Source organism: Streptacidiphilus sp. P02-A3a (assembly GCF_014084105.1).
In the GTDB taxonomy this organism is placed as follows: domain Bacteria; phylum Actinomycetota; class Actinomycetes; order Streptomycetales; family Streptomycetaceae; genus Streptacidiphilus.
This window is the reverse complement of record NZ_CP048289.1, coordinates 1,532,022-1,555,535: the sequence shown is the minus strand read 5'-3', so window position 1 is coordinate 1,555,535 and position 23,514 is coordinate 1,532,022. Positions and strand designations below refer to the sequence as shown.

Annotated in this window: 23 protein-coding genes; 10 read left to right on the top strand and 13 right to left on the bottom strand. The window is 72.1% G+C overall.

The annotated features are described in order from the left end of the window. Nucleotides 1-94: 94 nt before the first annotated feature. Nucleotides 95-1,294 carry a PP2C family protein-serine/threonine phosphatase gene (locus GXP74_RS07100; protein ID WP_225447772.1) on the bottom strand — a complete coding sequence of 400 codons (1,200 nt, stop codon included), beginning with the start codon at nucleotides 1,292-1,294 and terminating at the stop codon, nucleotides 95-97. A 95-nt stretch (nucleotides 1,295-1,389) separates the two neighbouring features. On the opposite strand from GXP74_RS07100, the gene GXP74_RS07095 reads away from it, so the two are divergent. The 4 genes from GXP74_RS07095 to GXP74_RS07080 all read left to right on the top strand — a co-directional run bounded on the left by GXP74_RS07095 (nucleotide 1,390) and on the right by GXP74_RS07080 (nucleotide 6,168). Further along, complete coding sequence (locus GXP74_RS07095) at nucleotides 1,390-2,370, top strand: PrsW family intramembrane metalloprotease (protein WP_182450540.1); 981 nt, start codon at nucleotides 1,390-1,392, stop codon at nucleotides 2,368-2,370. A gap of 137 nt (nucleotides 2,371-2,507) precedes the next feature. Next, a complete protein-coding gene (locus tag GXP74_RS07090; protein ID WP_182450539.1) occupies nucleotides 2,508-3,305 on the top strand; it encodes an SGNH/GDSL hydrolase family protein in 798 nt (265 codons plus the stop codon). A 306-nt stretch (nucleotides 3,306-3,611) separates the two neighbouring features. After that, nucleotides 3,612-3,824, top strand: a complete 213-nt coding sequence (locus GXP74_RS07085; RefSeq protein ID WP_182450538.1) for a heavy-metal-associated domain-containing protein — start codon at nucleotides 3,612-3,614, stop codon at nucleotides 3,822-3,824. A 52-nt stretch (nucleotides 3,825-3,876) separates the two neighbouring features. Further along, nucleotides 3,877-6,168, top strand: a complete 2,292-nt coding sequence (locus tag GXP74_RS07080) for a cation-translocating P-type ATPase (protein WP_182450537.1) — start codon at nucleotides 3,877-3,879, stop codon at nucleotides 6,166-6,168. Between the two features lie 550 nt (nucleotides 6,169-6,718). On the opposite strand, the gene GXP74_RS07075 is transcribed toward GXP74_RS07080, so the two are convergent. Beyond that, nucleotides 6,719-8,008, bottom strand: a complete 1,290-nt coding sequence (locus tag GXP74_RS07075; RefSeq protein WP_182450536.1) for a citrate synthase — start codon at nucleotides 8,006-8,008, stop codon at nucleotides 6,719-6,721. A gap of 169 nt (nucleotides 8,009-8,177) precedes the next feature. Then, nucleotides 8,178-10,451, bottom strand: coding sequence for an ATP-dependent RecD-like DNA helicase (locus GXP74_RS07070; RefSeq protein ID WP_182450535.1), 2,274 nt, complete (start codon nucleotides 10,449-10,451; stop codon nucleotides 8,178-8,180). Between the two features lie 202 nt (nucleotides 10,452-10,653). Here GXP74_RS07070 and GXP74_RS07065 point away from each other — a divergent pair, with 202 nt between their 5' ends. Further along, complete coding sequence (locus GXP74_RS07065; protein WP_182450534.1) at nucleotides 10,654-11,142, top strand: glutathione peroxidase; 489 nt, start codon at nucleotides 10,654-10,656, stop codon at nucleotides 11,140-11,142. A gap of 57 nt (nucleotides 11,143-11,199) precedes the next feature. Continuing rightward, nucleotides 11,200-11,655 (top strand): GNAT family N-acetyltransferase, encoded by a 456-nt coding sequence (locus GXP74_RS07060; protein ID WP_182450533.1) that lies wholly within the window; start codon nucleotides 11,200-11,202, stop codon nucleotides 11,653-11,655. Here GXP74_RS07060 and GXP74_RS07055 read toward each other — a convergent pair. Beyond that, nucleotides 11,642-11,995: a DUF2218 domain-containing protein gene (locus GXP74_RS07055; RefSeq protein ID WP_182450532.1), complete on the bottom strand. Its 354-nt coding sequence runs from the start codon at nucleotides 11,993-11,995 to the stop codon at nucleotides 11,642-11,644. The genes GXP74_RS07060 and GXP74_RS07055 overlap by 14 nt on opposite strands. Nucleotides 11,996-12,165: 170 nt before the next feature. Here GXP74_RS07055 and GXP74_RS07050 point away from each other — a divergent pair, with 170 nt between their 5' ends. Next, nucleotides 12,166-12,705, top strand: a complete 540-nt coding sequence (locus GXP74_RS07050; protein ID WP_182450531.1) for a MarR family winged helix-turn-helix transcriptional regulator — start codon at nucleotides 12,166-12,168, stop codon at nucleotides 12,703-12,705. A 76-nt stretch (nucleotides 12,706-12,781) separates the two neighbouring features. Further along, the gene (locus GXP74_RS07045) at nucleotides 12,782-13,570 is read left to right on the top strand and encodes a serine protease (protein WP_182450530.1); all 789 of its coding nucleotides are present in this window, start codon (nucleotides 12,782-12,784) and stop codon (nucleotides 13,568-13,570) included. Between the two features lie 21 nt (nucleotides 13,571-13,591). Here the strand turns inward: GXP74_RS07045 and GXP74_RS07040 are convergent, their stop codons facing one another. From GXP74_RS07040 to GXP74_RS06995, 9 genes are all read right to left on the bottom strand, one after another. Next, nucleotides 13,592-14,353 (bottom strand): ZIP family metal transporter, encoded by a 762-nt coding sequence (locus GXP74_RS07040; protein ID WP_182456236.1) that lies wholly within the window; start codon nucleotides 14,351-14,353, stop codon nucleotides 13,592-13,594. Nucleotides 14,354-14,531: 178 nt separating this feature from the next. Then, nucleotides 14,532-15,479 (bottom strand): hypothetical protein, encoded by a 948-nt coding sequence (locus GXP74_RS07035; RefSeq protein ID WP_182450529.1) that lies wholly within the window; start codon nucleotides 15,477-15,479, stop codon nucleotides 14,532-14,534. Nucleotides 15,480-15,544: 65 nt separating this feature from the next. Next, nucleotides 15,545-15,994, bottom strand: a complete 450-nt coding sequence (locus GXP74_RS07030) for an NUDIX domain-containing protein (RefSeq protein WP_182450528.1) — start codon at nucleotides 15,992-15,994, stop codon at nucleotides 15,545-15,547. 443 nt (nucleotides 15,995-16,437) lie between these two features. After that, a complete protein-coding gene (locus GXP74_RS07025; RefSeq protein ID WP_182450527.1) occupies nucleotides 16,438-17,286 on the bottom strand; it encodes a DUF5753 domain-containing protein in 849 nt (282 codons plus the stop codon). A gap of 26 nt (nucleotides 17,287-17,312) precedes the next feature. After that, complete coding sequence (locus tag GXP74_RS07020) at nucleotides 17,313-17,762, bottom strand: DUF6879 family protein (RefSeq protein WP_370468539.1); 450 nt, start codon at nucleotides 17,760-17,762, stop codon at nucleotides 17,313-17,315. Nucleotides 17,763-17,790: 28 nt separating this feature from the next. Beyond that, the gene (locus GXP74_RS42045; protein WP_370468389.1) at nucleotides 17,791-18,255 is read right to left on the bottom strand and encodes a hypothetical protein; all 465 of its coding nucleotides are present in this window, start codon (nucleotides 18,253-18,255) and stop codon (nucleotides 17,791-17,793) included. A gap of 293 nt (nucleotides 18,256-18,548) precedes the next feature. Continuing rightward, the gene (locus GXP74_RS07005; RefSeq protein WP_182450525.1) at nucleotides 18,549-18,764 is read right to left on the bottom strand and encodes a hypothetical protein; all 216 of its coding nucleotides are present in this window, start codon (nucleotides 18,762-18,764) and stop codon (nucleotides 18,549-18,551) included. A 262-nt stretch (nucleotides 18,765-19,026) separates the two neighbouring features. Further along, nucleotides 19,027-20,391: a restriction endonuclease gene (locus GXP74_RS07000; RefSeq protein ID WP_182450524.1), complete on the bottom strand. Its 1,365-nt coding sequence runs from the start codon at nucleotides 20,389-20,391 to the stop codon at nucleotides 19,027-19,029. A 160-nt stretch (nucleotides 20,392-20,551) separates the two neighbouring features. Next, complete coding sequence (locus GXP74_RS06995) at nucleotides 20,552-21,220, bottom strand: transcriptional regulator (protein ID WP_182450523.1); 669 nt, start codon at nucleotides 21,218-21,220, stop codon at nucleotides 20,552-20,554. A 97-nt stretch (nucleotides 21,221-21,317) separates the two neighbouring features. Here GXP74_RS06995 and GXP74_RS06990 point away from each other — a divergent pair, with 97 nt between their 5' ends. Together GXP74_RS06990 and GXP74_RS06985 are read left to right on the top strand one after the other, a co-directional pair. After that, nucleotides 21,318-22,589: an MFS transporter gene (locus GXP74_RS06990; RefSeq protein ID WP_182450522.1), complete on the top strand. Its 1,272-nt coding sequence runs from the start codon at nucleotides 21,318-21,320 to the stop codon at nucleotides 22,587-22,589. A gap of 61 nt (nucleotides 22,590-22,650) precedes the next feature. Beyond that, nucleotides 22,651-23,514 (top strand): hypothetical protein, encoded by an 864-nt coding sequence (locus GXP74_RS06985; RefSeq protein WP_182450521.1) that lies wholly within the window; start codon nucleotides 22,651-22,653, stop codon nucleotides 23,512-23,514.

Genomic DNA, 23,514 nt, shown 5'->3' with positions numbered 1-23,514 from the left:
CGTGGCCGGTGGCCCCAGCCTGCGGCGGCGCGGCGCCGACCGCGCGCCGATTGAGCCGAACGGGTGAAGCCGGGGACGGGCGGATGACGCCGGGTCAGAGCTCGGCCGCCGGGAGTCCGCCGTCGCCCGGCTCCGGCTCCCCGCTGTCCCGCGCCAACAGCAGCAGCACCGCGTCGTCCCGCAGTTCGCCGCCGGTGTGCCGCAGCAGGTCCGCGTAGACCCGGGCCACCGCCGCCTCCAGCTCGCCGCCGCAGCCCGCGACCAGCTCCGGCGCGCGCTCCAGCAGCGGGTAGAACAGGCCGTCGGTCAGCCCCCGGGCCTCCACCACCCCGTCGGTGCACAGCAGCAGCACGTCCCCCGGGCCGAAGGGCACGCTCCACGGCTCGGGGGCGCCCGTGGCCATCTCGTCCAGCCCCAGCGGCACCCACGGGTCCGGCGGCTCCAGGACCAGCAGCGTGCCGTCCGGCGAGATCCGCAGCGGCGCGACATGCCCCAGGTGCAACAGCTCGACCCGGCCCGGGGTGCCGAAGCCGACCAGCAGCGCCGTGGTGAACTCCCCCGACGGCACGTGCCGCCGCACGCTGGTCTCCAGTCTCCGGGCCACCCCGACCAGCTCCGGCTCGTCGTAGGCCGCCTCCCGGAAGGCTCCCAGCACCACCGAGGCGGCCCGGACCGCGCCCAGGCCCTTCCCCCGGACGTCCCCGATGATCGCCCGTACTCCGAACGGGGTGTCGAGCACCGCGTAGAGGTCGCCGCCGATCTGCGCCGAGTCGGCGGCCGAGACGTAGCGGGCGGCCAGCCGGATCCCGCCGACATGCGGACCGGGTGGCCGCAGCAGCGCCAGCTGCGCGGCCTCGGCGACGGTGCTGACCGCGACCATGTGCCGGGTCCGGTCCACCCGCAGCTGGGAGATGACCGCACCGGCCACGGTCAGCGCCGCGTAGGCGATCAGCGTGCCGTAGAAGAGCCGCTGGTCCGGCGCCGCGTCCAGGCCGTCGTAGCGGCTGAGCAGGACCAGCAGCGCCATGCCGACGACGCTGACACCGACCAGCTCCAGCGGGTACAGGGTGAGCGCGGCCAGCGGCGGCACCACCGACATCAGCGAGGCCAGGTAGGTGTCCGGGCCGGAGAGCAGGTCGAAGAAGCCGACCAGCAGCATCGCCGCCAGCGGGGTCAGCACCCGCACCCGGAACGGGGCCCGCAGCAGCGCGGCGTCGTCACGCAGCCGCAGCGAGGTGGAGGGGGCGAGCGCGGCGTACCCGGTCTCCTGCTCCTCGGCCGGCCGCTGCTCCACATTCCGAATCTAGCCGAAGAACCATATATGCGACACAGCATCACCTTTCGCCGATAACCCCCATAGTGACCCACGGCCATGCCATAGTGGCGACGATGTCCACCGCAGGCACGCCCGAGCCGCCGCTGCCGCCCGCGCCCGCCCCGGCCACCGCGCGACCGGCGCGCACCCGCTACTGGGCCACCTGGTTCTTCAGCGGGCTGTCCCTGTGGCTGGCCACGGTGCTGGTGACCTACTGGACCGGCAACAGCAACCTGCTGCCCACGATCGTGCTGCTGGGCAGCTTCCTGGTGCCCGCCAGCTTCGTGGTCTGGGCCCACGAGCGCTACGGCGCGGACCTCGGCACCGACCGGATCGTCACCTGCTTCGCGGTGGGCGGGATCATCGGCGTGCTCGGCGCCTCGCTGCTGGAGTACTACCTGCTGTCCAGCTCGGTGTGGATCTACGTCGGGGTCGGGCTGATCGAGGAGGCGGTGAAGGCCGGGGCGCTGATCCTGCTCACCCGGCGGATCCCGGCCTCCGGACTGCGGCACGGCCTGGTGCTGGGCGCGACCGTCGGCTTCGGCTTCGCCGCCTTCGAGTCGGCCGGGTACGCCTTCAACGCGGTCCTCACCGAGCAGGGCCTGTCGCTGCGGGACCTGGTCTCCACCGAGATCCTGCGCGGGGTGCTGGCCCCGGTCGGCCACGGGCTGTGGACGGCGATCCTGGGCGGGGTGCTCTTCCGCGAGCGCCGGAACAACCGCTTCGTGATCAACGGCCCGGTGATCCTCACCTACCTCGGCGTGTCCGCGCTGCACGCGCTGTGGGACAGCACGCACGGCATCGCCGCCTGGATCGTCGCCAAGATCACCGAGCGCAGCGTCCGCCAGTCCTTCTTCGACCTCGGCTACCTGCCGCACCCCAGCGAGCACCAGGTGGAGCTGTTCGCCGTGCTCTCCACCTCCGGACTGGTGATCGTGGCCGCGCTGGGCCTGCTCTGGCTGCGGCTGCTGATCCGCGGCGCCCGCCGGGCGGGCCACCGCACCGGGCCGCAGCCGCCCGTCTGGCGCCCGCCCCGGCCCGCCCCCGGACGCTGACCGGCCCGTCGCGCCCCCGCCGCCGCACCGCTCGGGCACCGCCTGACGTATTCCCCGAGCGCGCGTGGGGCATCTCACCCCGGTCAAGGGCTACCTACGGTGGCGTAGGTCACTTCACATCATGAAGTATTTTTCCCATGCCCGAGCAGCCGCCGCACACCGCCGATCCGACCTCCTACGTCGCCCTCGGGGACAGTTTCACCGAAGGCCTGAACGACCCCGACCCCGGTGGCGGCTTCACCGGCTGGGCCGACCGGCTGGCCCGGCTGCTCGCCGAGCGCCGCCCGCGGACCGAGGGCGGCCGGTACGACTTCCGCTACGCGAACCTCGCGGTGCGCGGCCGACTGCTCGACCAGGTGGTCGCCGAGCAGGTCTCCCGGGTCCAGGAGCTACAGCCGGACCTGGTCAGCTTCTGCGCGGGCGGCAACGACATCCTGCGCCCCGGCAGCGACCCGGACGAGGTCGCCGAGCGGTTCGAGGCGGCGGCGGTACGGCTGCGCGAGTCCGCCGGCACGATCCTGGTCTGCACCGGCTTCGACACCCGGGACACCCCGGTCCTGCGCCACCTGCGCGGCAAGATCGCCACCTACAACTCCCACCTGCGGGCCATCGCCGACCGCAACGACCTGGCCGTGGTCGACATCTGGGCGCTGCGCGCGGTCCGCGACCGCCGGGCCTGGAGCGAGGACCGGCTGCACCTCTCCGCGGAGGGCCACCAGCGGGTGGCGCTGCTGGCCGGGCGGGCGCTGGGGCTGACCGTGGACGACCCGGACGCGCCCTGGCCGCCGCAGCCCGGGCACACCCCGGCCGAGCTGCGCCGGGAGAACCTGCAGTGGGCCCGCGAGTACCTGCTGCCCTGGGTCGGCCGACGGCTGCGCGGGGAGTCCTCGGGCGACCACGTCGAGGCGAAGCGGCCCGACCTGCTGCCGCTCTGAGCGATCCGCGCCACCGCCCGAAAGCCCGCCCGGTCCCGCACCGGGCGGGCTTCGCGCTGTCCGGGCCCGATCGGCGGCCACCGTTCGGGACAACACGCCCGCCGGGGCGCAAACCGGCGAGAGCGGGCAAAGCGCCCACGGCTGGCTACTCTCTGCTTCGGCTCCCGTATCGGCCCAGCCGACCGGAACACCGCCTCCCCCTGCTCGGGAATACCCCCCAGGGGTATGGTGTTCCTGTTACCGAAGCGGCGCGATCCGAGACACCACCGCATCAGCACCGAACACCTGGATCATCTGGAGGAACACATGTCCACTGCCGTATTCACCGTCTCCGGCATGAGCTGCGGCCACTGCGAGAAGTCGGTGAGCGAGGAGCTGGGCGCGCTGCCCGGGGTCACCGGGGTCAGCGCGGACGCCAAGGCGGGCACGGTCACCGTCTCCTCCGAGACGCCGCTGGACGACGCCGCCGTGCGCGCGGCCGTCGACGAGGCCGGATACCAACTGGTCGGCCGGGCCTGAGCGCCGCCGGGCCGCCTGGAGCACGCTGGATGACGAAGGAGGGCGCAGGATCATGAGCACCGCAACCCCGGGTACCGGGACCACGGAGGCCGCCGCCACCGCACCACCGCGCGACCGGGTGGAGCTGGCGATCGGCGGAATGACCTGCGCCTCCTGCGCCGCCCGGATCGAGAAGAAGCTCAACCGGATGGACGGGGTCGAGGCCACCGTCAACTACGCCACCGCGAAGGCGCTGGTCAGCCACGCGCCGGGGGTCGGCGTCGACGAGCTGATCGCCACCGTCGAGCGGACCGGCTACACCGCCGAACCGCCCCGGCCGCGGACCCCCGAGCCGCGGGAGTCCGGCGCCGCCGAACCCGCCGACCCGGAGCTGACCGCGCTGCGCCAGCGGCTGCTGGTCACCGCCGCGCTGGCGGTGCCGGTGATCGTGCTGGCGATGGTGCCCGCGTTCCAGTTCCGCGACTGGCAGTGGCTGTCCTTCGCACTCACCGGCCCGGCCGTCGCCTACGGCGGCTGGCCGTTCCACCGGGCCGCCTGGACCAACCTCAGGCACGGCGCGGCGACCATGGACACGCTGGTGTCCATCGGCACCCTGGCAGCCTTCGGCTGGTCCACCTGGGCGCTGTTCCTCGGCACCGCGGGCATGCCGGGGATGACCCACGGCTTCAGCCTCAGCCTGTCCGGCACCGACGCCTCGGGCACGCTCTACCTGGAGACCGCCGCCGGGGTCACCGCGTTCATCCTGCTCGGGCGCTACCTGGAGGCCCGCGCCAAGCGGCGGGCCGGGGCCGCCCTGCACGCCCTGCTGTCGCTGGGCGCCAAGGACGCCACCGTGCTCCGCGACGGGCGCGAGGTACGGCTGCCGGTGGCCGAGCTGGTCGTCGGCGACCGCTTCGTGGTCCGGCCCGGCGAGAAGATCGCCACCGACGGGATCGTGGTCGAGGGCAGCTCGGCGGTGGACACCTCGCTGCTCACCGGCGAGTCGGTGCCCACCGAGGCCGCCCCCGGCGACAGCGTCACCGGGGCCACCGTCAACTCCGGCGGACGGCTGGTGGTCGAGGCCACCCGGGTCGGCGCCGACACCCAGCTCGCACGGATGGCCAAGCTGGTCGAGGACGCGCAGAACGGCAAGGCGGCGGCGCAGCGGCTGGCCGACCGGATCTCCGCCGTCTTCGTGCCCGCGGTGCTGGTCATCGCCCTGGTCACGCTGGTGGCCTGGCTGGCCGTCAGCGGCAGCGCCACCGAGGCGTTCACCGCGGCCGTGGCGGTGCTGATCATCGCCTGCCCGTGCGCGCTGGGCCTGGCCACGCCGACCGCGCTGATGGTCGGCACCGGGCGCGGCGCCCAGCTGGGCATCCTGATCAAGGGCCCGGAGGTGCTGGAGTCCACCCGCGCGGTGGACACCGTCGTGCTGGACAAGACCGGCACGGTCACCACCGGCCGGATGACCCTGCTGGCGGTGCACCCGGCGGCGGGCACCACCGAGGCCGAGGCGCTGCGGCTGGCCGGGGCGCTGGAACACGCCTCGGAGCACCCGATCGGCCGGGCGGTGGCCGAGGCGGCCGCGCAGGCCGGGGAGCTCCCCGCCGTCAGCGACTTCCAGAACGTGCCCGGACGCGGCGTCCAGGGCGTGGTGGAGGGGCACGCGGTGGTCGCCGGTCGCGAGCAGTTCCTGGCCGACTGGGCGCAGCACCTGCCGGCGCCGCTGGCGGCCGCCAAGGCGGCCGCGGAGGCGGCCGGGCGCACGGCGGTCGCGGTGGGCTGGGACGGCGCCGCCCGGGCGGTGCTGGAGGTCGCCGACGCGGTCAAGCCGAGCAGCGCCGAGGCGATCGCCCGGCTGCGCGGCCTGGGCCTGACCCCGGTGCTGCTGACCGGCGACAACCGCGCGGTCGCGCTGAGCGTCGCGGCCGAGGTCGGCATCGACCCGGAGCAGGTGGTGGCGGAGGTGCTGCCGGAGGACAAGGCCGCGGTGATCCGGCGGCTCCAGGGCGAGGGCCGGACGGTCGCCATGGTCGGCGACGGGGTCAACGACGCCGCCGCGCTGGCCCAGGCCGACCTGGGCCTGGCCATGGGCACCGGCACCGACGCGGCGATGGAGGCGGCCGACCTGACCCTGGTCCGGGGCGACCTGCTGGCGGCGGCGGACGCGATCCGGCTGTCCCGGCGCACCCTGGGCACGATCAAGGGCAACCTGTTCTGGGCCTTCGGCTACAACGTGGCGGCGCTGCCGCTGGCGGCCTTCGGGCTGCTGAACCCGATGATCGCGGGCGCGGCGATGGCCTTCTCCTCGGTGTTCGTGGTCAGCAACAGCCTGCGGCTGCGCGGCTTCCGCGCCCAGGGCTGAGCGGAGGGGCGCTCAGCGCCCCAGCGGTGCCCGGCCGTTGACGTCCCCGGTGTCCCCGCCTTCACCGGTTACGACGACGTTCCTACCGATATCGGCCCGTTCGCTCCGATGCGCTGATTCTTACCATCCCGAACCGGCCGCGAAGGCGGCCGGAACGGCCTCCGCACGCTTCTGACAACGGCATATGGGCTTTCCGGGGTCGAGCACGGGGTGTGTGCGCGGTCGCACGCAGCGGTGTGAGAGGAGAGTCACATGGGCCAGCCGTAACCTTGCGGCCCCGTCGACGTGTTACAACACGTGTGCTGGGTGAATGGGCGGTCAGCCGCCCGACCCCCGGCTGGAGTTCCGGCGGACTCCACAGTCGGCCGCCGTCGCTGGACGGCCGACGACGCACGGCGCACGTGTACGACGGGGTGGGTTGAGCGGCCTCCCCTGGCGTACCGGGCGCCGTGCGTACCGGCTTCAGGAGCACGACGAGGGGCCCGGCCGTGGTTACGGCCGGGCCCCTCGTCGCAGGTCAGCAGGCGGTCAGCAGGCGGTCAGCGACCGGTCAGCGGGCCTCGATGGCGACGAAGTCGCGGATCTCGACGCCGGTGTAGATCTGCCGCGGGCGGCCGATCTTGTTGCTCGGGTCGACGATCATCTCCTGCCAGTGGGCGATCCAGCCGGGCAGCCGGCCGAGCGCGAACAGCACGGTGAACATGCTGGTCGGGAAGCCCATGGCGCGGTAGATCAGGCCGGTGTAGAAGTCCACGTTGGGGTACAGCTTGCGGGAGATGAAGTAGTCGTCGGTGAGCGCGTGCTCCTCCAGCTTGAGCGCGATGTCCAGCAGCTCGTCGGCCTTGCCCAGCTGGGCCAGGACGTCGTGGGCGGCGCCCTTGATGATCTGCGCGCGCGGGTCGAAGCTCTTGTAGACGCGGTGCCCGAAGCCCATCAGCTTCACGCCGTCCTCGCGGTTCTTCACCTTGCGGATGAAGGCGTCCACGTCGCCGCCGTCGTTCTTGATCTTCGTCAGCATCTCCAGCACGGCCTGGTTCGCCCCGCCGTGCAGCGGGCCCCAGAGCGCGTTGATGCCGGCCGAGATCGACGCGAACAGGTTGGCCTGCGAGGAGCCGACCAGCCGCACGGTGGAGGTGGAGCAGTTCTGCTCGTGGTCCGCGTGCAGGATCAGCAGCTTCTCCAGCGCGTTGACCACGACCGGGTTCAGCTCGAACTCCTCCGCCGGGACGGCGAAGGTCATCCGCAGGAAGTTCTCGACGTAGCCGAGGTCGTTGCGCGGGTAGACGAAGGGGTGGCCCTGCGACTTCTTGAAGGCGTAGGCCGCTATGGTCGGCAGCTTGGCCAGCAGCCGGACCGCGGAGAGGTAGCGCTGCTCCGGGTCGAACGGGTTGTGGCTGTCCTGGTAGAACGTGGACAGCGCGCTGACCACCGAGGAGAGCATGGCCATCGGGTGGGCGTCGCGCGGGAAGCCCTGGTAGAAGCGTTTGACGTCCTCGTGCAGCAGGGTGTGCTGCGAGATGTCGTGCTGGAACCCGGACAGCTGGTCGGCGTTCGGGAGTTCCCCGTTGATCAGCAGGTACGCGGTCTCCAGGAAGGTGCCGCGCTCGGCCAGCTGCTCGATGGGGTAGCCGCGGTAGCGCAGGATGCCCTGGTCGCCGTCGATGTAGGTGATGGCGGACTTACAGGCCGCGGTGTTGCCGAAGCCGTTGTCCAGTGTGGTCAGGCCGGTCTGGCTCAGCAGCTTCGAGATGTCGAAGCCCGCGTTGCCGACGGTGGCGTCGACCACCGGGTACTCGTACTCGTTGCCCTGGTAGCCGAGTACTACAGAGTTGTCGCTCACGTCTTCCCTCACCAGCGAAATGAACCTCTTCAAGGGGTGCCCTGACTTAGTACTACCATCGCCCATTCGAGCGACATAGGGGTAGTCAGGGTGACCCAAAAGGGATGGGACCTACAAAACAGGCGGCCCGGACCCTTCACTTCCTGACAACGGGCGAAGGTTGGGAAGATCAACCGATTCGGCCGGAGCGCAGTCGGTGGTCCAGGGCGGTGTGGCGGCGACCTGCGGAAACAGCCCGTACCGCCTGGGCCAGGGCGCGCCGCGAACCAACCAGTACGACGATCTTCTTGGCTCGGGTGACAGCCGTGTACAGCAGGTTCCGCTGGAGCATCATCCAGGCGCTGGTAGTGACAGGGATCACCACACAGGGGTACTCGCTGCCCTGCGAGCGGTGGATGGTCACCGCGTAGGCATGCGCCAACTCGTCCAGCTCGTCGAAGTCGTAGGGGACCTCCTCGTCCTCGTCGGTGAGCACGGTGAGCCGCTGCTCCTCCAGGTTGAGCCCGGTGACCACGCCGACGGTGCCGTTGAAGACGCCGTTCGCCCCCTTGTCGTAGTTGTTGCGGATCTGGGTGACCTTGTCGCCGACCCGGAAGGTCCGGCCGCCGAAGCGCCGCTCCGGCGTGTCCGGCCGCGACGGCGTGACCGCGGCCTGGAGCAGCGTGTTCAGGTTGCCCGCCCCGGCCGGGCCCCGGTGCATCGGCGCCAGCACCTGGACGTCCCGACGCGGGTCGAGGCCGAACCTGGCCGGGATCCGGCGGGCCACGACGTCCACCGTGAGCCCGGCGGCGAGCTCGGCGTCCTCCTGCGGGAAGAGGAAGAAGTCGGCCATGCCGTCGGTGATCGGCGGCACCCCCTCGTTGATCCGGTGGGCGTTGGTGACCACCCCGGACTGGGCCGCCTGCCGGAAGATCCGGGTCAGCCGGACGGCGGGGATCGGGCTGCCGGGGGCGAGCAGGTCGCGCAGCACCTCCCCGGCGCCGACCGAGGGCAGCTGGTCGACGTCCCCGACCAGCAGCAGGTGCGCGCCCGGGGGGACGGCCTTGGCCAGCTTGTTGGCGAGCAGCAGGTCCAGCATCGAGGCCTCGTCGACCACCACCAGGTCGGCGTCCAGCGGCCGGTCCCGGTCGTAGGCCGCGTCGCCGCCGGGCTTGAGCTCCAGCAGCCGGTGCACGGTGGACGCGTCGCAGCCGGTGAGCTCGGCCAGCCGCTTGGCGGCGCGGCCGGTGGGGGCGGCCAGCACGACCTTCGCCTTGCGGGCCTGGGCCAGGGTGACGATGGAGCGGACGGTGAAGGACTTGCCGCAGCCGGGGCCGCCGGTCAGCACCGCGACCCGCTGGGTGAGCGCGAGCCGCACCGACTGCTCCTGCTCGGGCGCGAGGTCGGCCCCGGTCCGGCCGCGCAGCCAGGTCAGCGCCTTGCCCCAGTCGATACCGGCGAAGGATCCGAGCCGGTCCTCCGGGCTGCGCAGCAGCCGCAGCAGCTGCCCGGCCAGCGAGATCTCGGCGCGGTGGAACGGCACCAGGTAGACGGCGGTGACCCGCTCGCCGACGGTGTCGTCACCGGTCGCGCCGTGCTCGGCGGGCAGTTCCTCGCGGACCACGCCCTCCTCCGCGACCAGCTCGGCCAGGCACTCGATGACCAGGCCGATGTCGACCGCCAGCAGCTTCACCGCCTCGGAGATCAGCTTCTCCTCGGGCAGGAAGCAGTGGCCCTGGTCCGCGCTCTGCGAGAGGGCGTACTGGAGCCCGGCCTTCACCCGCTGCGGGCTGTCGTGCGGTATGCCGACCGCCTGGGCGATCCGGTCGGCGGTGAGGAAGCCGATGCCCCAGACGTCGGCGGCCAGCCGGTAGGGCTCGTTCCTGACCACCGAGATCGACGCGTCGCCGTAGTTCTTGTAGATCCGGACCGCGAGCGAGGTGGAGACCCCGACGCTCTGGAGGAAGATCATCACCTCCTTGATCGCCTTCTGCTCCTCCCAGGCGGCGGCGATCAGCTTGGTCCGCTTCGGCCCCAGCTTGGGCACCTCGATCAGCCGCCCCGGCTCCCGCTCGATGACCTCCAGCGTCTCGGTGCCGAAGTGCTCGACGATCCGGTCGGCCAGCCGCGGGCCGATGCCCTTGATCAGCCCCGAGCCCAGGTAGCGGCGGATGCCCTGGACCGTGGCCGGGAGCACGGTGGTGTAGTTCTCGACGGTGAACTGCTTGCCGTACTGGGGGTGGCTGCCCCAGCGCCCCTCCAGCCGCAGGCTCTCGCCGGGCTGCGCGCCGAGCAGCGCGCCGACGACGGTGAGCAGGTCGTTGGCGCCGCGCCCGGTGTCGACCCGGGCGACGGTGTAGCCGGTCTCCTCGTTGGCGTAGGTGATCCGCTCCAGCACGCCTTCCACGACCGCGAGTTGGATCTTCGGAGCGGACGGGTCCGCCGCCCGTGGCCCTGCCGTCATGACTGCCCCCTTCCTGCGGACCGCCGCGGGTGGTCTGTGGCCGCACCGCTTCGTGGCTGCACCGTATCGCCCGGCTCCGACAGGCGACGCGGCGGCGGCCGCGGGTCGTCTCCCGTTCCACGGGAAGAAGCCTTGATGGGGCAGTGTTGTGCGTGGCACTCAACCGCCTGCCAACCGCTGTCCCACCACGGAGGTCCCCTCGATGAGCCTGTACGACATCCCGCTGCGCACCCTCACCGGCGAAGCGACCACGCTGGACGCCTACAAGGGCAAGGCGGTGCTGGTGGTCAACGTCGCCTCCAAGTGCGGCCTGACCCCGCAGTACACCGGGCTGGAGCGGCTCCAGCAGCAGTTCGGCGAGCGCGGCTTCACCGTGCTCGGCGTGCCCAGCAACCAGTTCGCCGGGCAGGAGCCGGGCAGCGCGGAGGAGATCCAGACCTTCTGCTCGACCACCTACGGCGTCAGCTTCCCGCTGCTGGAGAAGACCGACGTGAACGGCGCCGAGCGGCACCCGCTGTACGCCGAGCTGACCCAGGTCGCGGACGCGGCGGGCGAGGCGGGCGACGTGCAGTGGAACTTCGAGAAGTTCCTGATCTCCCCCGAGGGCACGGTCGCGGGCCGCTTCCGCCCGCGCACCGAGCCGGAGGCGGCCGAGATCGTGACCGCGATCGAGGCCCAGCTCCCGGCCTGACCCCGGCCGGGCCCGCGGGCTCCCGGACGGCTGCGGCCCGGTCCTATGCTGGCGATCATGAGTGATCACAGCTTCCGGACCGCGGCCGCCGAGGACCTGCCCGCGATCGTCGCCCTGCTCGCGGACGATCCGCTCGGCGCGCTCCGCGAGTCCCCCGAGGACCTGGCGCCGTACCGGGCGGCCTACGCCCGGATCGCCGCCGATCCCGGCCAGCACCTGCTGGTCGCGGAGCGCGACGGCCAGGTCGTCGGCACGCTCCAGCTGACGCTGATCCCGGGCCTGGCCCGGCAGGGCTCGACCCGGGCGCTGATCGAGGCGGTCCGGGTCGGCTCCGCCGAGCGGGGCAGCGGTCTGGGCACGGCGCTGGTCACGCACGCGGTCGAGGAGGCCCGGCGGCTGGGCGCCGACCTGGTCCAGCTCACCTCGGACGCGAGCCGGACCGACGCCCACCGCTTCTACGAGCGGCTCGGCTTCACCGCCTCCCACCTGGGCTTCAAGCTCAACCTGCGGTGACTCCGCCCTCGGCGTCCTCGGCCTGGTTGCGCTGCACGCTGCCGGGCGTGCCGTTGTCGCGGTGCCACTCGGCCACCAGTTCGTCCTTGGTGCCGAACCGCACCAGGTGACGGCCGACGACGTCCTCCAGGCGGTCGAGGTCCTCGGCCTCGCCCTCGACGGCGAGCAGCAGCGCCCCGGGCTCGGCGGCGAGGGTGGCGCTGCCCGCCTTGAAGGTCAGGGCGCCACGGCCGGTCTCCTCGTCCCAGCTGCTCTCGACCTTGCGGCCGAGGTGGGCGGCGAGCTGCTTGGCGTAGCGGTGCGGGCGCTCGGTGGCGACCCGGGCTTCGGAGCGGGGCATGGTGTCCTCCTGGACGCGGTGCGACGACGATGGCAAGCTGTTGACTTAGGCCAGCCTAACGGAAAATATGAGCCAAGCTCTTTATTTTTTGGGGGCCAACCGGTGCAGAGCCCTCCGGCTCCTGGTCCAGGCCCGATATCCTGGTGTTCCCACCAAGCCAGGAGCCACCCGTGACCGCCGATCCCCCCGACCTCCCCGCCGAGGTGCTGGACGAGGTGGAGTTGGCGGACGCGGTCATGCGCGCCGGCAAGCGGATGCGCCGGGACACCTTCAACCGGCTCTCCCCCTACGGGATCACGCCCTCCCAGGGCCGCGCGCTGGACGTCCTCGCGCGCGGGGCCCGGCACGGCAGCGGCATGATCCGGCTCAACCAGCTCGCCGAGCGGCTGCACATCGCGCCGCGCTCGGTGACCACGGTGGTGGACGCGCTGGAGGCCGCCGGACTGGTCGCCCGCACCCAGGACCCGGAGGACCGCCGGGCGATCCTGCTGCGGCTGACCGAGGCGGGCGACGCCATGCTGGAGCAGATCGGCCGGGTCCGGCAGGAGGTCGCCGGGGAGTACTTCGGCGCGATCAGCCCGCAGCAGCGCACCGAGCTGCTGCGGCTGCTGCGGGCGGTGGACTCCGCCTACGAGCACACCCACCCCGACCACGGCCACGGCCACCACCCGCCGCACCCCACCGCGCAGCCGTCGGTGCGCAGCGCCTGAGCGGCTCCGGGCGGCCCGTCACCCGCATGCCCCGACCGGTGGCGACGCTCCAGAAGCTCGCCAAGGATCCAGTCATATGACGCTCCCTTCGCTGACGCGCCGTCTGCGCCCGGTGGCCGTCGTCGCCTGCCTGCTCGGCGCCGGGGCCGCGGCCACCGCGGCGCCCTCCGACGCCGTACCGCGACTCCCCCGGTCCACCGTGTTCGACGGCACGCCCCGGGTCGGCGCGCTGTTCGACAGCCCCGACGGCTCGCTGAACGGCGAGTTCTGCACCGCCGCCGTGGTCGACAGCCCCGGCCGCGACCTGGTGCTGACCGCCGCCCACTGCACGGTCGCCCCGGGCAGCGGCAAGGCGGACAGCGACCTGATGTTCGTCCCCGGCTACGTCTCCGGCCGGACCCCGTACGGCCGCTGGCGGGTGCGCCGGGCGGTGGTCGACTCCCGCTGGTCGCGCGACGGCGACCCGGACTACGACGTGGCCTTCCTGACCACCGTGCCGCTGGACGGCACGGACCGGGTGCAGGACGCCGTCGGCGCCGAGCACGTCGGCTTCGGCCGGCTGCCGAGCCGGACCCGGGTGGTCTCGGTGGGCTACCCCTGGCACACCCGGCGCCCGGTGTACTGCCGGAACCGGCTGCGCCGCCACGGCGGCAGCCAGCTGGAGTTCGACTGCCCGGGGATGCCGCGGGGCACCAGCGGCAGCCCGCTGCTGACCGGCGTGGACGCCACCGGCTCCGGCCCCGGCACGGCGGTGGGGGTGATCGGCGGCTACCAGGCGGGCGGCGCCACCGACGACATCTCCTACAGCCCGTACTTCGGCCCGGGGATCGCCGCCGTCTACCGGGCCGCGACCGCCCAGGGCTGAGCCGCCGGGCACCGGCCCGGCTCAGCTGGCCAGGCCGATCACCAGCCACATGAAGCCGGTGCCCAGCACCGTGCACAGCAGCGTCGACCGCGAGGGGTGCGGGCTGTGTGCCTCGGGCAGGATGTCCGAGGTGGCCAGGTACATCAGGAAGCCCGCGAAGAACCCCAGGTAGAGGCCGACGATCTGCTCCGGGATGCTGAACAGCAGCGTGATCCCGGCGCCGAGGACCGGGGCGACCGCGTCGCACAGCAGCAGGACCAGCGCGCGTCGGCGGTCGTTCCCGTACAGCCGGGTGATCGTGTAGGTGTTGAAGCCGTCGGCGAAGTCGTGGGCGATCACCGCGACGGCGACGACCGCGCCGAAGCTGTCGGCCACCTGGAAGGCCGCGCCGATGGCGAAGCCGTCCATGACGCTGTGCAGGCACAGTGCGGAGGCCGCCGCCAGGCCCAGGTTCTCGCTGCGGCCGTGCACATGGCTGCCGCCCGGCGGGGCCACCCCGCCGACGGCGGGGACCGCCCGGTGGCCGTGGTGGTGCACGGCGTACTCGGACTCGTGCGCCCGGTGGATCGCCACCGAACGCTCCACCACGTGCAGCACCAGGAAGCCCAGGACGAACATCAGCAGCGCGTGGTCCACCCCGAACAGCTTGCCGGAGGCCGCGTCCAGCGCCTCCGGCAGCAGGTCGAACCCGACCACCCCGAGCATCAGCCCGGCGGCCAGGCCCAGCACCAGGTGCCGCTTGTCGCCGACCCTGCCCGCGACCAGCCCGCCCAGCAGGGTCATCACGAAGGCCCCGGACGCTACAACGATTGACGGGTTCACCTTCAGGTTACCTGCTCTCGTCCCGGCGATCCGGCTCAGGCCCAGCATGGGGCCTGGTCAGAGCGTCGGCACGGCGGGCTACTGCGGGCAGGGGACGCGACGGCTCACCCTCACCCCTCACCCAGGAGACGCCACGGCCCTACTCGCCGGGGTCCGGCCCGGTGTAGACCGGTGAGCGAAAGATCCGCCGGAACGCGCCCCGGCCGTGGCGCTCGTCCAACCACGCCAGCAGCGCCCGGACGTCACCCGCGATCATCGCGGCCACGATCAGCCCGTGCAGCACCTCAGCGTGCTCCCCGCCCGTCTCGGTCAGGAACCGGGCGTACCGGCCGCCTACGCCGCGTTCGTACCCCGCCATGGCCCACTGATACCGGGCCGCTCCCCCGGCGTCGCTGCGGTCCGGCAGGCCGGTGAAGTCGGCAGGCCCCAGCCGTCCCGTGGTGTCCTGGAAGGCAAGCCGGTCCAGCGGGGCCGCAGGCTCCGCCAAGCCGAGCCGCGCGGCCACCTCCCGCGCCACGCTCCGGGCCTCCCGGTCGGTGGCCCCCTCCATGACGATGCCGATGTTCCGGGTGGCCAGGGAGCCCGGCTGATCGGGGGCGGAGTACGTCCGGCCCGCATCGTCCCGCCGGTTGATCCCGTAGCGGCTACGGATCACCGTGCCCTGCTGCAACCGGTACTCACGGAACGATCCGAAGTGCAGGCAGTCATGGGCGTACGACCGCAGCAAGTCCAGCGCTACCAGCTCCGGCGACACCACGGCGGGATCAACGAGCCGCCCGTACCGAGTGATCATCGACGCCAGCTGAAGGTGCCGGTAGCCCTGGTCCGGGTGGTGGAACCCCCCGAACGAGTCGGGGCGGGTCGAGCGTATGCCGACCCACACCCGGTCAATGGGAAGCAACTGGTGAAGCCCGGCCCGCTGGTACCGGCCCGCAAGCAGGGTCGCACCGAGTTGGAACACCTCCCGGGCCGCGTCGTTGGCCCACGTGCCGATGACCCAGTGCAGCAGGGAGAACGTCACCTCCGGGTGGGCGCTGCCCAGGGCGACCGTCGCGCGCCGTACCGCCAGCCGCTCCTCCAACTCCACCCGCTCCGCCGCGGCACCCTCCAGGTGCTCGTTCGGCCCCAGGGAGGAGGGGGTGAGCGACTGCCCTAACGCTCCCGCAAGATCAGGGCGCGGTGCGACTCCTGCACTCCCTCGGGGAGCTGGTCCGGTGAGAACCATGTGGCCTCCAGAATCTCGAACGAGTCCGTTCGGAACTCGCCGCCGATGAACTCCACTTCGTACGCCACCTCAACCCGCAGCTTGTAGCCGCTCTTGAGATGCGCCAGCTCGTTGACCCGCACCTTGAGCCCGGACTCCTCCCGGACCTCCCGAACGATGGTGTCCTCGAAGGACTCCCCCGCGTTCGCGTAACCGGTCGGCAACCCCCACTGCCGCCCCTCGGGCCACAGCCGGTGCTTGAGCAGCAGCACCCGGCCGTCCTGATCCCGGACGATGCCAGTGACACCGACCATGAACTTCGAGTGCCACAGCCACAGGACCCGCCACTGCATCGGCCCTCGGATGATGCGCCAGAGCCCGGCAACGACCTTCTTCATGGCTCTTTTTCTCCTCATTTAGGCGAAGGGCCACCATGGCGCACCCGCCAGCTACGCTCCAACTCGGCTGCCGGACAACGGCATTCGCCACTGTCCAGACAATCTGACCATCAGCGCAGCCCAGCTGTTCAGGCCTCGACCGACCTGTTGCGCGGGCCTAGGCTGCGCGCATCAGGCGCGCGCCCGCCCGGGCCCCGTCCCGTGACGGATGGCCGCCATGGTCGCGGCGGAAGCCGTCCGGCCGCGCTGGCGGGCGCGGTGGTCCGCGAGAGCGGGGGGGGAACGGGGGAAGTCATGCGATCACCTCCGGTTGAGACACGGCGCGGGCAAGCGCGACGCGGGATGCCTCGACCAAAGGACCCTCTCGCCACTCCGCCCACTGCTCACGACCGTAGGGAGCACGCGGAAGCCGTCTCAACTTCGTTGCGCAGACTTGCAGTCACTCACCCCAGCGCGTCTATCGCGGCCGTGACCAGCGCACGGGCCTTGGCCCCGTAGACCGCGAGTCGTTGCAGCTCGGTGAACGCTTGCGAGTACAGGGCAAGCTCATTGGGTGCCGTGACGGTCACCTGTGCCGACACCAGCTCAACCCCGGCTAGCTCGCTGTCGTAGATGCCGAAGGTCTCCACCGGCCACATGTGACGCTCCGCTGTGAGCGGGATGATGCCCAGACTTACGCGCGGAAGCGCCATTACCTCCAGCAAGTAGACGAGTTGGCCACGCATTGCGTCAGCGTCGGCAATACGCGACCGGAGAACCCACTCCTCCACCACAACGGAGAGCCGGTGGTTGCCCTCATGGATGACATGTGATCGCGCCATCCGCGCGGCAACGGCATCAGCCACGTCATTCGGGATGCGTCGGAAATTCGTGATCGCGGTCAGCAGCGCCGACGCGTAAGCCTCCGTCTGGAACAGGCCGGGGATCACATCAGCGGAATAGATCCGGAACTGTCGTGTCCGCTCGAACAGCGGCACCGGTTCCTCTTGCAGGACTCGGAGGCCGGTGCGCTGAAGTCGCTTCCACTCGACGTACATTGACTCAACCGCGCGGGATGCGGCAATCAGGTCCGCCGCCTTCTCCTCCGCGCCGCACGCAGCACACCATGCCCGAATATCGGCATCCGAGGGTGACGTTTTGGCGTCCTGTATGCGGCTCGTCTTGGCGGGGTTCCACCCGCACCGGTCAGACAGCTCACGCCCGTTGATCCCGGCGTCCTTCCGGATCTCGACCAGACGAGCGGCAAGCGCTTGGCGTGCCGCGACGGCACTTGACGACGGAGACGATGACATGAGCTGACTGTCCGGTAATCGCAGATTCAGACCGTGAACTCAGCGTGCGGGATGGCACGTTCCCAGACGGCCGCGAATGCGTCGGCACACAGCTTTGCGATGGCGGGCGCATCGGTGTGCGAGGGCTCCACCCAAGCCCCGTCGCCGGAAAAGTGGTTGAACCTCACCAGCCGGTCATCGAACAGCCAGAAGTCATTTCCCGGCAAGGCAATATCCGAAGCCTGACGCCGTGGCAACCACCGAACCTCTTCCCCTGCCTTGAGATTCACGGGCGTTCCCGCATACTCGTAACGGATGTAATCCGTAACCGGCTCGGAGACGATCCGGGCGCGACGAACAGTCACGCCCCTGGCAACTGCGCCCGCCACAAGGGCGATCCAGCCGTCCCAGTATTCCGGCGGCTCCCTCCGCTCGCCGGTGCGCAGAAAGAGAGCAAAGTTCTCCGCCTCGTCGGTGACGCCATAGCTGTCGCGCATCTCCAGATGCACGGCGGAGCTACGGCAGTCAGCCAGCAGTTCCGAGAACTCCGGCACGCTCGGCACGTTCGCAAGCCTTCCTGATAGTTGACATCATGCGATACGGCAAACGGATCACCGCCTCATAGTCCGGGATGCTCCCGGCCTCAAGGCATTTGGCCAGCAATTCCTCGCCAGCCGTCCATCCTTGAAAGATGAACTCTTGCGCTTCCTCATCGTTCCAGACCCTCAGCGTCGCTTCCGCCGTGACGGAAGCAGTCCCAAAGGCGGCGGCACGGGTGCAAGCCTCCCCGAGGATGGCACACATCCGGTAGGGCATCCTGATCACTGCCTCGACGTCCGGGACGCTCCCGGCATCAAGGCACTTGGCCAGCAGTTCCGCACCAGCCTTCCACCCCTGGAGTACGAACTCCCGCACCTCGTCGTCGTTCCAGACGGTCGGGCACTTGTCCTTCTCCGTGGCGGGGTCGATCCCGACGAACTCTAGCGACACGCTGATCCCCAGACCCTAGGTCGTTGCAGGCACTTGCCTTCACCGTCACCCCCGCGAGTGAACCCCGTCAAGAGTGTGCTGGCTCGGTCAGTTCCAGCCCTGACTCACAGTCACCTGACGGATCATCTGCAAGGTCGCCCGCTGGACTTTGGTCCCGTTCGAGAGGGCCGAAGGTCCCTAACGCAGAGAGGCCCCCGCAGCCTCCCAACCGGGAAGCCGCGAGGGCCTGGTTCAGTAGAGTTCAGGGGCTCCACTTCTCGGCGCGTCAGGTCATCCACCGACAGCCCGCGAAGCTACGGGTTCGCCGGAGGCACCGGCCGGGCGAAAGCTCCGGCACATGGACCGGGCCGCCGTTCCGCCAGACCTCCGCGCAGGCCCTCCGAGATCATGCGGCAGCCATCCTCTGCCGGGCCATGTGCGATCTTGACCGGGATGTCGCCCTCGGTGATCTCGGTGAACTCTGTGCCCTTCTCCTTGTCGAACTCCTTGGCCGCGACCGCGTGCTGCACTCGTACGTGAACTGTCGTACCCACGCCCCCGGTGAAGGCGTTCTGAGCGTCGCGGTAGACACGCCCTGCCAGGACGGTCTTTCGCTCCAGCAGTTCCAGAGAACTGGCAGAGGCGGGCGGGCGGCGGCGCCCTGCCCAGTCGCCGCCGTCCGCCCGCACGGGCCGGATACGCGCCCTCACCGCCATCCTGGCCCGCCCCGCGCCCCGGCGCGCGCCCGACTGGGCCGGACGGGGCAGGCGGCGGCGTGGGCCGGTGGCGGGCTCAGCCGCCGAGTTCCGCGCCCAGGTGCGCCCGGACCAGCGCCCGCAGCTCGCCGCCGTCGATCAGCCGCAGCTGCGGCAGCGAGGCGGCGGCGATCACCGCGTCCGGATGGAAGCTGCCGGTGGTCGCCCAGATCCCGTGCTCGGCGGACTCCTCCTCGACCACCTCGGCGACGTTGCGCACCACCTCCGCGCCGACCACCAGCGGTCGCCGGGCCGCGCAGACCACGTAGGGCGCCTCGGCCAGCTGCCGCCCGTCGCCCTGTCCCAGCGCCAGCAGGCCGTCCCGGCCGTGCAGCCGCAGCTCCCACTCGTCCAGTCCCAGATGCTCGAACAGCTCGGCGATCAGGGCGGCGAACTCGCCGGGCGACAGCTCCTCGGGCGCGGGCGCGGCGGCGCAGGCCACCGCGTACGGGGTGACCGCGACCGGGGCGTACGGGTCCTCGGTGAGCAGGCAGGGCAGGTCCCGCAGCCGGGCCACCGCCTCGCCGTGGCCGTTCGGCAGCAGGGTGCGCGCGTAGAGGTCGCCGCGCCGGGCGTCCACGCTGACCACGCAGGTCTCACCGGCCTCGGCGGTCACCGCCCGGCCGTTGACCACGATGCCGTCCAGCTGGGACTCGGTGTCGGCGGCCAGCAGCGCGTCCAGCGCGCGCAGCACCAGCCGCGCCACCAGTTGCAGGTACCGGGCCTCGGCCTCCGACCGGGGCCGCGGGACCGGCTCGACCCCGCCGTCCGCCACCACCTGGAACTCCAGCGCCGGAGGTACCACCGCCGGGCTCGGCAGCACCAGGTCCACCACCGCCGTCCGGGTCAGCGGCCGGAACGACACCCGCGCCGGAACCTCCAGGCCGGGCAGCCGACCGGCGGCGGCCAGGGCGCGCTCCAGCACCGACTCGACCGCCGCCGGTTCGCCCTCCTCGTACGCCGCACGGTAGCCGCGCAGCCGCTCGTTGTACTCCCGGACGCTGCGGGCCCGTTGCTGCTCCTCCTGCTCGTGGACCAGCCGGGCCTGCTCCGCCAGGCCGCGCAACTCCTTCTCGTGGTCCCGGTATTCGCGCAGGGCGCGCTGGTGCCGCAGCCTGGCCGACGCCAACTCCTGCTGGTACGCGCCGCTGAGCAGCGGCTTCGCGGGCGCACCGGGCGCCGACGGGCCCGGCTCCGGGGCGTAGTCGACCCAGCGCGGCGGCTCGGCGACGGCCTCCGGCGGCAGCGGGCGGGACTCGTACGTCCGCTGTAGCGCGTCGAAGTCGACGGCCGGGGAGGGCTCGGCGGCCAGCGCCAGCAGCTCCTCCAGGCGCTGCTCGGCATCCCGAGCGACCTCCGTGTACTGCTGCGCGAGGTAAGCCCGTCCGCCGCCTGGTGTCATCCCTGGTCCCCCGTGCCGCTGTCCACCAATGCGTCCTAGCATCTCATCAGCCAGGCCGTTCATCTCATCCATCAACGCATCAACACGGGCGAAGTATCGGAGCGCGTCGCTGACGCCCGGGCCGTCCCGGGGTGCGGGGTCCGGCGCGGGGCGGGGCATCTCAGGCCCCGGCGGCGGACGGGTCCCGGTTCTCGGTGTAGCAGCCCAGCAGCACGCTCAGCTCCACCGCGTCCGCCCCGGTGTAGGTCTCGGGCTGCGCCCGGGGGCCCAGGAACTCGTCGATCACCGCCGCCAGCCGGTCCCGGAACTCTCCGGCGCGGGCCGGGGACAGCCGGACGTCGCCGAACATCAGCAGCGGCCTGAGGTAGGAGGCCTCGGGCTCGGCCCCGGCCTGGAGGTCGATCCGGCCGTCCCGCACCGCCGCGAGCAGGTCCCGGCGGTAGGCGTCGATCCCCGCCGCGAAGAGGTCGGCCTTCTCGTCGCGGGTGGTCGAGCCCTGGATGAAGTCCCGCGCGATCTCCAGGCTGCCCTGCGCCGCGACATAGCGCTGCTCGACGATGCCGGAGACCAGCCTGGTCCCGGCCACCCTGATCAGCCCGCTCTCCTCCAGCTGCTTGAGGTGCCGGTAGAGCTTGGTCTGCGGCTCGCCCAGCGCGGCCGCGAGCTCCTTGGCGGACCAGTGCCGCAGTCCCTGGCTGGTCGCCGAGGCCATCATCCGGCGGAGGATGGCCAGCCGGGTCGGGTCGGCCATGGCCTTAAGGGTGGCGGCATCCTCGATCCAGCGCACGTCCGGAACGGCGACTCCGGGTTGCGTCCGCACATCGTCCATGGCTCCCATCTTGCCAGATGCTCACCGCCGCGCAATCATTCACTTATTCGTGAATGCTTTCATGAAGGTGAGCATTCGCCATGTGGAGAGGATTCCCGTGAGCGCAACCATGTCCGTCACCGAGAACGAGGCGATACCGGCGCCGGTGACCCCGCTGCGCCGCAACTGGCGGTTCCAGACCCTGTGGGTCGGCTCCACCACCTCGCTCACCGGAACGACCGCCGCCGACGTGGCCTACCCGCTGGTGATCCTCACCCTCACCGGCTCCCCGGCGCTGGCCGGACTCTTCGGCTTCCTCCAGGCCTCCGCCCTGGTACTCGCCGGTCTGCCGGCCGGACAGGTGGTCGACCGCCACGACCGGCGCCGGGTGCTGATCGCCGCCGAGAGCGTCCGGGCCGCGACCGCCGGCACCGTCGCCCTGCTCTTCGCCGCGCACCAGCTGTCGCTCCCGGTACTGCTGGCCGCCGCCGTACTGCTCGGCGCGGCCCAGCCCTTCGGCGGCGCCGCCCGGATGCTGCTGGTGCGCTCCGTGGTCGCGCCGGAGCAGCTCACCGCCGCGCTCACCCAGGACGAGGTTCGGGGCGGCATCGCCGAACTCGTCGGCCCCTCCCTCGGCGGGCTGCTCTACGGCCTCGGCCGGGCACTGCCGTTCCTCTACAGCGCGGTGTCCTTCACCGTCTCCACCGCGTGCGCGATCGTGGTGCGCCCGGACAACCCCCCGAGCGCCCCCGGCACCGGCGGCGGGAACGGTGAGGACGGCCGGGACAGTGGGGGGATCTTCGCCGGGATCAAGGTGCTGTGGGCCGACCCCGCGCTGCGCGCCGCGATGGTGCTGGTCTCCTTCCTCAACGCCGCGGGCGCGCCGCTCACCCTGTGCTCCGTCTACCTGCTGCACCGCGAGTCGGCGCCGTCCTGGAGCATCGGCCTGGCCCTCAGCGGCGCGGCGGTGGGCGGCCTGGCCGGAGCCGCCCTGGTCGAGCCGCTGCACCGGCGGTTCCGCCCCGGGTGGCTGCTGCTCGGCATCGTGGCCTCCGAGGTGCCGCTGGTGGTCGCCCTCGGCCTGGTGCGCGGACCGTGGGCGGTGGCCGCCGTCCTCTTCTGCACCACCCTGGGCATCCCCGCCCTCAGCGTGCTGCTGGACGTGCTGATCTTCCGTCAGGTCCCGGAGCGGAAGCACGGCCGGACCATCACCTCGGCCATGACCGTGATCGCCCTCGGCATCCCGCTGGGGACCGGCTCGGTCGGGCTGCTGCTCCAGTACCTGGGCGGCACCGGCGCGCTGCTCGCCCTGGCCGGGCTGCTGGCCTGCGGCGCGGGCTGGGCCGCCGCCCAGCCCCGGCTCCGGGCCGCCAGGTGGCCCTCGGCGTAGCGGGGCCCCGCGCTGGGTAGGTCGCAGGGGACATCCATCCAGAGGCAGGCGGGGGTGGCAGGTGATCGGGGACATGTGGGTCCGGGTGACCCTGCTGGACAAGCCCGGCTATCTCAGCTCCGGGCACGCGATCACCGTCGCCGAGCCGCAGCTGTACGCGCTGGCCGAGGAGGACGACGCGGCCGGGGGCGTGCGGATCCCGGTGGACCGGGCCGAGTGGGCGGCCTGGCGGATCGCCGCCACCCGCTACCTGCTGGCGCTGGAGCAGGCCGCCGCCGACCTCCAGACCGCCGAGCGGCGGGCCCGCCGGGCGGCGGCGCGCACCCAGGCCGGTGCCCGCCGACGCGCCACGGTCACGGCCGAGGCCGCCTACGCGGCCGCCGCCGACCGCTACCCGGTGCTGGCCCGCGCCGCCTCGGACGCCTACTGGCCGATCCACTGCGAGATCCAGCGCCGGGTCGAGGCCCAGGCCGGGGCGCAGCGCTGGCTGCTGGTGCTGGAGCGCTTCGACGGCGCGGAACTGGACCAGCTCTGGGGCCTGGCCCTGGTCCGGACCGGCACCGCCACCTGCGAGGTGCACGTCTTCCGCTGGGACGTGCCGACCGAACTGCCCGAGGGGGCGGTCTGCTCGGAGCGGCAGCTGACCGCGATGGAGCTGGACCGGGCCCTGCTCGGGCTGCGCGCCGAATGGCGGGTGCGACGGGTGCACTGGGCCGCCGAGGCACGGGCGGCGGTGGAGCGGGAGGCCGACGGCGTCCCGTTCGAGCTCTGGTGGCGGGCGGTCACCACCCGCACGGACGCCCAGGAGAAGGTGATCCCGCCGCGCTCGGCCGGGCCCCGGGGCGGCCCGCAGGCCCCCCGGCGGCCCCGTCGCCGCCAGGAGGTCCTGCAACTCCCCGACGGCGACGGCGATCCGCTGCTGTGA

What these genes read in the sequence shown, in the direction of transcription:
- GXP74_RS07095 (WP_182450540.1), top strand. Translation starts at nt 1,390, where the DNA reads ATGTCCACCGCAGGCACGCCCGAGCCGCCGCTGCCGCCCGCGCCCGCC.
- GXP74_RS07090 (WP_182450539.1), top strand. Translation starts at nt 2,508, where the DNA reads ATGCCCGAGCAGCCGCCGCACACCGCCGATCCGACCTCCTACGTCGCC.
- GXP74_RS07085 (WP_182450538.1), top strand. Translation starts at nt 3,612, where the DNA reads ATGTCCACTGCCGTATTCACCGTCTCCGGCATGAGCTGCGGCCACTGC.
- GXP74_RS07080 (WP_182450537.1), top strand. Translation starts at nt 3,877, where the DNA reads ATGAGCACCGCAACCCCGGGTACCGGGACCACGGAGGCCGCCGCCACC.
- GXP74_RS07070 (WP_182450535.1), bottom strand. Translation starts at nt 10,451, where the DNA reads ATGACGGCAGGGCCACGGGCGGCGGACCCGTCCGCTCCGAAGATCCAA.
- GXP74_RS07065 (WP_182450534.1), top strand. Translation starts at nt 10,654, where the DNA reads ATGAGCCTGTACGACATCCCGCTGCGCACCCTCACCGGCGAAGCGACC.
- GXP74_RS07060 (WP_182450533.1), top strand. Translation starts at nt 11,200, where the DNA reads ATGAGTGATCACAGCTTCCGGACCGCGGCCGCCGAGGACCTGCCCGCG.
- GXP74_RS07055 (WP_182450532.1), bottom strand. Translation starts at nt 11,995, where the DNA reads ATGCCCCGCTCCGAAGCCCGGGTCGCCACCGAGCGCCCGCACCGCTAC.
- GXP74_RS07045 (WP_182450530.1), top strand. Translation starts at nt 12,782, where the DNA reads ATGACGCTCCCTTCGCTGACGCGCCGTCTGCGCCCGGTGGCCGTCGTC.
- GXP74_RS07040 (WP_182456236.1), bottom strand. Translation starts at nt 14,353, where the DNA reads ATGACCCTGCTGGGCGGGCTGGTCGCGGGCAGGGTCGGCGACAAGCGG.
- GXP74_RS07030 (WP_182450528.1), bottom strand. Translation starts at nt 15,994, where the DNA reads ATGAAGAAGGTCGTTGCCGGGCTCTGGCGCATCATCCGAGGGCCGATG.
- GXP74_RS07025 (WP_182450527.1), bottom strand. Translation starts at nt 17,286, where the DNA reads ATGTCATCGTCTCCGTCGTCAAGTGCCGTCGCGGCACGCCAAGCGCTT.
- GXP74_RS07020 (WP_370468539.1), bottom strand. Translation starts at nt 17,762, where the DNA reads ATGCGCGACAGCTATGGCGTCACCGACGAGGCGGAGAACTTTGCTCTC.
- GXP74_RS07000 (WP_182450524.1), bottom strand. Translation starts at nt 20,391, where the DNA reads ATGACACCAGGCGGCGGACGGGCTTACCTCGCGCAGCAGTACACGGAG.
- GXP74_RS06995 (WP_182450523.1), bottom strand. Translation starts at nt 21,220, where the DNA reads ATGGACGATGTGCGGACGCAACCCGGAGTCGCCGTTCCGGACGTGCGC.